Genomic DNA, 6,997 nt, shown 5'->3' with positions numbered 1-6,997 from the left:
CGCCCCGGCGGCGTAGCCGCCACAGCCCGCGCGAAGCGCGCCGCACCCGCCCGGCGGCGCAGCCGCCGAAGGCCGGCCGGGCCCGTCAGGGCCCACCCCGCGCGGAGCGCGAGAAAGGGCGGGTGGGTGGGGGAGAAACCCCGTCCACCCGCCCCGGCGGTCGGGTCAGCAGTACGTCGCTTCCTCACCGATGATCCGGTAAGGGCAGTCCGCGTAGTCGAGAAGCAGCAGCACCGCCTCCCGGTTCCGCGCCGTCTCGCGGTCGATCACGTTGCCCGGCGGGTAGAAGCCGCCGCCCGAGGCGGACCGCGGGTACATCTCGAAGGTGAAGGAGAAGATCCCCTGCTCCGCCCACATCCAGTCGTTGATCGAGCCGTCCGTGATGTACAGGTCGCTGGACTGCTGCGGCGTGTAGCCGTTGGTGTCGGCCATCTCCGTGCCCAGGGCGCGGAACGCCGCCGCGTCGTCGGCCGTCAGGCCGCCGGCGGTGTCCGAGTAGGTGTAGCCGTAGGGCCACAGCACCAGCTCGCTGTAGGTGTGGAAGTCGATGTGCGCGGTGATCTGCTGCTGGCCGCCGACCACCCGGCTGCGGACGAAGTCCGCGACCACCCGGGTCTCCGTGCCCGACTCGGGCGAAGGTCCGCGGTAGGTCTCGCTGCTGGTGCTGCCCGACGAGCCGCCGCAGCAGCCCCACTGGTAGTCCCAGTTCCGGTTGAGGTCGGTGCCCACCGCGGTCGAGCCCGAGTTGGGCTGCCGGTTCTTGCGCCAGCTGCGGAAGTTGGTGGCGGTCTCCTGGTCGTAGACCTTGCCGTCCGGGTTGACCGTGGGGATCAGCCAGACCTCGCGGGTGTCGAGCAGTTGGGTGATCTCCGGGTCGGTGCCGTACTGCGTGGTCAGCTCCTCCAGCGTGTAGAGCGCCATCTCCACGGTCAGGTGCTCGCGCGCGTGCTGGTTGTGGGTGAAGAGGACCTCCGGCTCGTTCTCGTCCACGTTCACGTCGGCGCTGACCTTGACCGCGATGATGTCCCGGCCCTGGTAGGAGCGGCCGATCACCCGGCTGCTGACCAGGTTCGGGTAGGCGGCAACGGTCTGGTCGACGATGGTCCGCACGTTGGCGACGGTGTGGTAGTCGGACGGCGCGGAGATCTCGAAGTCGTTGCGCTCGGTGGCCGTGCCCGGCAGGGCGGTGAGCTCGTAGCCCAGGTCGCGCAGCCGGGTGGCGTCCGCCGCGTCGGCGGTGACCACCACCGAGGAGTCGCGCACCTCGTCGATCGGGGTGCCGGTCCTGGCCAGCTCGGTGCGCTCGGTCTGGGTGTCGACGTCGGCGACCTCGTACTGCTGGACCGGGACGGCGTCCGCCGGCTCACCCGGCGAGGGGGCGGCGCTCGCCTGCGTCCCGAGGGTGATCGCCAGGGCGAGGGACACGATGGCGGCCGCGGTGGTGGTCCGCTTGCCTCGTCTGGAAAGTCGCAACACATCTCCTGGTGGGTGTCCGTGCGACGAGTGGGGTGGGGGACATGCTGGCGAACTGGCATGCTCCGGTCAATGGCGCCCGGTGTGATCCGGACGCGTGTCACCCCGACGAAACGTCCCATCCGCGCGCCGCGCCGCTACAGACCGGACAAGAACCCTTCGCCGCGCGAGCGCCTACCGTGGAAGGAGAGGCGTACGCGTTCGACGATCGACGAGAGGGCGGATCGGCATGACCACCGCGACATCCCCGCAGGCGTTCTGGCTCGCCGGGCGCCCGGCGACCGGTGACGACACCCTGGAGGTCACCTCGCCCTGGGACGGCAGGACCGTCGGCACGGCGAGTGTGCCCACCCCCGAGCAGACGGAGGAGGCGGTCGCCGCCGCGGCCGCCGTCGCCGACGAGTTCGCCGCGACCCCGGCCTATGCGCGGGCCGCCGCGCTCGACCACGTCTGCCGCCGGCTCGGCGAGCGCGCCGAGGAGATCGCGCGGCTGATCAGCGCGGAGAACGGCAAGCCGATGAAGTGGGCCAGGATCGAGGTGGCCCGCTGCACCTCGGTCTTCCGCTGGGCCGCCGACGAGGCCCGCCGCTTCAACGGCGGCACCGCCCAGCGTCTCGACGCGGACGCCGGCGGCGCCGGCCGGCTCGCCCTCACCCGCCGCATCCCCTACGGCCCGGTGCTCGGCATCGCGCCCTTCAACTTCCCGCTGAACCTCTGCGCCCACAAGGTCGCCCCCGCCCTGGCGGCCGGCGCCCCGATCATCCTCAAGCCGGCCCCCGCCACCCCGCTCTCCGCGCTGCTGCTCGGCGAGCTGCTGGCCGAGACCGACCTGCCGGCCGGCTCCTGGAGCGTGCTGCCGGTACCGAACGACGCGATGCCGCCGCTGGTGCGGGACCCGCGGCTGCCGATCATCTCGTTCACCGGCTCGGTGCCGGTCGGCTGGGCCATCCGCGAGTCGGTGCCGCGCAAGCGCGTCACCCTGGAGCTCGGCGGCAACGGCGCGGCGATCGTGCTCGCCGACTACGCCTCGGACGCCGACCTCGACTGGGCTGCGCAGCGGATCGCCACCTTCTCGAACTACCAGGGCGGCCAGTCCTGCATCTCGGTGCAGCGGGTGATCGCCGACGACGCCGTCTACGACCGGCTGCTGCCGCGGCTGGTCTCCGCCGTGGAGTCGCTGGTCACCGGCGACCCGGCCGACGACGCCACCGACGTCGGCCCGCTGGTCAGCGAGGACGCCGCCCGCCGGGTCGAGTCCTGGGTCGAGGAGGCCACCGCGGCCGGCGCCAAGGTGCTGGCCGGCGGCGTCCGGCAGGGCGCCAGCTACCAGCCGACCATCCTGGAGAACGTGCCGACCGACGCCAAGGTGGCCTGCGAGGAGGTCTTCGGCCCGGTGCTGTCGGTGACCAGGGTGACGGGCGAGGAGGCCGCGTTCGCCGCCGCCAACGACTCGACCTTCGGCCTCCAGGCCGGCCTGTTCACCCACGACCTGCAGGCCGCCTTCCGCGCCCACCGCGCCCTGGAGGTCGGCGGCGTGATCGTCGGCGACGTCCCGTCCTACCGCGCCGACCAGATGCCGTACGGCGGCGTCAAGGACTCCGGCGTCGGCCGCGAGGGCGTGGCGTTCGCGATGCAGGACTACACCTACGAGCGGGTCATGGTCCTCACCGGCCTCCAGCTCTGACCCGCCGGCGCCACCTGCCGGCGGCACCGGTCCTGGACGGCGCGGGCACGGGGTGGCGGGGACACGGCCCCCGCCACCCCGCCGGCTGCGCCGGGCGGCGCAGCCCGGGCGGCCGCGAGGCGTTCCCGCCGTGGAGCGCGCAGCGCCCCGGCCGGCGGGTGCGGGCCGGGTCGGCGGCTCCGGCCGGCCGATGGCCGTCCGGCAGGCGGAAGGGTGGCTGGGACGAACTACAGCAATCCCGCCCACGGGTCGGTCGTGCCCACCGGCGAAGCCGGGCGGCCGCGAGGCGTTCCCGCCGTGGAGCGCGCAGCGCCCCGGACACTGACGGCTGGGCGGGGGCCGGCCTGCCGTGGGGCGCGCAGCGCCCCGGACACTGACGGCTGGGCGGGGGCCGGCCTGCCGTGGGGCGCGCAGCGCCCCCGGCCGGCGGGTGCCGCCGGTAGGCGGACGGGTGGGTGGGTGGGGTCAGCGGCGGCAGTCGTGACCACCCCGTCGGTCGTGCCCCCCGGCCCGCCGGCGCAGGCGGTCGCGCCGGCCGCCCCGGGGCTTCCGACCCGGGCGCGGCGCCGGTCCGCCGGTAGGCGGAAGGGTGGGGTCGAAACCCCCGGTCCGCCCACCCCGTCAGGTGAACTCGATCCGGTCAAGCCGCAGGGGACCGTCCCGCAGGACCAGCTCCACGTCGTGCACCCCCGTCAACGACGGTGCCGCGTCGGGGAGTTCGACGGTGACCGACGCGTAGTCGTAGCGGTCGCCGGTGGTCGGCACCCGCAGGGGGATCGCGAGGTCGAGGTCGGGCACGCGCAGCTCGACCAGGGCCTCGCCCGGCTCCTCGCGGGACGCGAGGAGCCGCACGCGCCCGATCCCGGTCTCGCCGAAGTCGCAGGCGCGGAACCGGAGTCGGCCGGGCTCGCCGGGGCCAGGCGCGGCCACCGCGTCGCCGGCGACCAGGCCGCGGTCGACGATCCGCACGCCCTCGCTCTCGTCGAAGTCGACGGCGGCAAGGCCGGCGCGTCCAACCGGCCGTGGGCCGACCGGTTCCCCGGTCAGCTGCACGGTCGCGGTCTGCCGGATGTCCCGGCTCGACGCGCCGACCCGCACCGCGTACGCGCCCGGCTCGACCGCCCACCGGCCGTGCGCGACGTCATGGAAACCCAGCGCGGAACGCGCCGGCACCGTGAAGGTGAGCCGCCGGCTCTCGCCCGGCGTGAGCGTGATCCGCCGGTGGGCGATCAGCCACCCGTGCGGACGGGGCACGCTCGCGTCGGGCGCGGCGGCGTAGAGCTGGACGACCTCGTCACCCGCCGTCCGTCCGGTGTTGGTGACGGTCACCTCGGCGCGCAGCGTCTCGCCGTCCGTGGCGACCACCAGCTCCGTGTGGTCGAACGAGGTGTAGGAGAGGCCGTGGCCGAAGGGGTAGAGCGGGGTGCCGTCGTAGTAGAGGTAGGTGGCCCGCGCCGCGATCAGGTCGTAGTCCAGCAGCCCCGGCAGCTCGGCGTCGTCGGCGTACCAGGTCTGCGGCAGCCGGCCGGCCGGTGAGACGTCGCCGCACAGCACCCTGGCGAGGGCGGTGCCCGCGGCCTGGCCGCCGTGCGCGGTCCACAGCAGCGCGGGCAGCGCGGCGTCCGCCTCCGGCACGGCGTAGGGGTAGGACGAGACCAGCACCAGCGCGGTGCGCGGGTTGGCGGCGTGCGCCGCCCGCCACAGCAGGTCCTGGGCCGGCGGCAGGGCGAGCGTGAGGCGGTCCTCGGTCTCCCGGCCGTTGATGTGCGGGTCGTTGCCGGCCACCACGAGCACCACGTCGGCCTCGGCGGCGGCCGCGGCCACCGCGTCCGCGCCCCGCTCCACCGTCTCCACGTGGAAGACGTCGCCGGTCTCGCCGTCCCCGGCAACCTTCAGCCGGCCGGCGGCGACACACACATGGTTGCCGGTTCCCCGATGCCGCAGGAGGTGGCCTCCGCCGTGCGGCTCCAAGGTGAACGTCTCCTGGACCACCCAGCCGCCGGGCTGTGCGGCGGAGGCCCGCAGCAGGCCGTCGTCCGCGACGGACAGGTAGCCCCCGGCGGGGGCGCGCAGCGTCAGCACCCCGTGGCCCCAGTCGACGAGCCGCAGCGGGGTCGCGTCCTCGGGCGCCGCGTCGCCGGCCAGCGGCGGCAGGTCGGTGCGGCCGCGCAGCAGCGCCGGGTCGAGCGCGGCGGCCTCGGAGAGCTCCACGTCGGCGCCGCCGTCCGGCACCCGCACCCAGCCGACCGCGGTGCGCAGCCGGACCACGTCCGCGCCGTCCGCGAAGGTGGTGGCGGCGACGGCCGGATGGTCGCGCAGCCCGTCGAGCGGACTGCTGCGACGCAGCAGCGAGCCGCTGTACCAGTCGAGCTTGACCTCGTCGGCCAGCGGGCCGACCACCGCCACCCGGGTGCCGGGCGCCAGCGGCAGCAGCCCGTCGTTCTTCAGCAGCACCACGGCGGCCTCGGCGGCCCGCACCGCCAACTCCCGGTGCTCGGGGGTGTCGAACGCCGCGTCCGCGGGGTGCGGGTCGAGTTCCGGGTCGAACTGGCCGAGCCGGAACCGCATGCCGAGGAGCCGGCCGACGGCCGTGTCGACGTCGTCCTCGGTGATCAGCCCGCGGCGCAGCGCCTCGGTGAGCCGGGTCACCGTCGGGGCCGAGTCCTCGCCGTGGTCGGTGAAGCTGTCCACGCCGGCGCGCAGCGCGGCGGCCAACCCCCGCTCGTGGTCCGGGAGATACCCCTGGGAGCCGGCGATGTTGCCGGGCGCGTAGGCGTCGGAGCAGACGACGAGCGGCAGGTCGGTCCAGGTGCGCAGCTCGCTGGCCAGCAGCGACGACAGGGTGTTGGGGCGGCCGTTGACCAGGTTGTAGGCGGGCATCACGCCGGCCACCGCGCCGGCCGCCACCGGGCCGCGGAAGGCCGGCAGTTCGTACTCGTGCAGCACCCGGGGCCGCACCGAGGTGGAGGCGGTGTCGCGGCGCTCCTCGTGGTTGTGGGCCAGCCAGTGCTTGAGGACCGGGGCGGTACGCCAGTAGTGCGGGTGGTCGCCGCGCAGCCCGCGGGTGTAGGCGGTGGCCAGGGCGGCGGTGAGCGCCGGGTCCTCCGCGTAGCCCTCCTCGTTGCGGCCCCACAGCGGGTGGCGCAGCAGGTTGACGGTGGGGGACCAGACGTTGAGCCCCACCCGCTCGTCCGAGGCGCGCATCGCGCGCACCTCCCGGCCGGTGGCCTCGCCGACCCGGCGCACCAACGCGTCGTCCCAGGTGGCGCCGAGACCCACGGCCTGTGGGAAGACGGTCGCCTGCCCCATCCAGGCCACCCCGTGCAGGGCCTCCTGGCCGGTGCGGAACGCGGGCAGCCCGAGCCGCGGCACCTCCGGCGCGAACTGGTGCAGCATCGCGAGGCGTTCGTCGAGCGTGAGCCGGCCGAGCAGGTCGGCGACACGCTCCGCCACGCTCAGCGCCGGATCGCGGAACGGTGGTGGTCCGTCTGTCACTTCTGGTTCCCCAGGTTCCCTCGCGGTCACGGGCATCGCCTCGATCGTCGACACGACCGCGTTGCCACAGCCGTTTTCGAAGCGCTTCGATGCTGGGATTCTGAGGGTGCGTCTGTCAAGAGAGCGTTCGACAACGACTCGTCATCTCCTTGGTTACCCTGTCTTCTCCTGGCCTCTCGGGCCTGCGACGCCTTCGAAAGCGCGTCGAATTTTCTGTGAAGCAGGGCTTGTGCGGCTACTTGGGGGGTCTTAACCTCAGCGCAACATCGAAGCGCTTCGACCATCCTGCGCCACGGTCTTGCGATGAAGCAGAGCCACGAAGGGTTGACGAGCATGCCCAACTCA

General features: G+C 74.2%; 3 protein-coding genes. 1 reads left to right on the top strand and 2 read right to left on the bottom strand.

What is annotated here, in order from left to right; all coding sequences use genetic code 11:
- Nucleotides 1–165: 165 nt before the first annotated feature.
- Entirely contained in the window at nt 166–1,473 is a 1,308-nt protein-coding gene (locus ACYVPE_RS31190; RefSeq protein WP_461037122.1) for a M14 family metallopeptidase, read from the bottom strand.
- A gap of 229 nt (nt 1,474–1,702) precedes the next feature.
- Here ACYVPE_RS31190 and ACYVPE_RS31185 point away from each other — a divergent pair, with 229 nt between their 5' ends.
- Nucleotides 1,703–3,157 (top strand): aldehyde dehydrogenase family protein, encoded by a 1,455-nt coding sequence (locus ACYVPE_RS31185; RefSeq protein ID WP_461037121.1) that lies wholly within the window; start codon nt 1,703–1,705, stop codon nt 3,155–3,157.
- A gap of 621 nt (nt 3,158–3,778) precedes the next feature.
- Here ACYVPE_RS31185 and ACYVPE_RS31180 read toward each other — a convergent pair.
- Nucleotides 3,779–6,688, bottom strand: a complete 2,910-nt coding sequence (locus tag ACYVPE_RS31180; protein WP_461037120.1) for a glycoside hydrolase family 3 C-terminal domain-containing protein — start codon at nt 6,686–6,688, stop codon at nt 3,779–3,781.
- Nucleotides 6,689–6,997: the final 309 nt, after the last annotated feature.

This window comes from Streptomyces mayteni (genome assembly GCF_054783955.1).
Note: the sequence above shows the minus strand (reverse complement) of the source record. Positions and strands in the feature narration are given on the sequence as shown.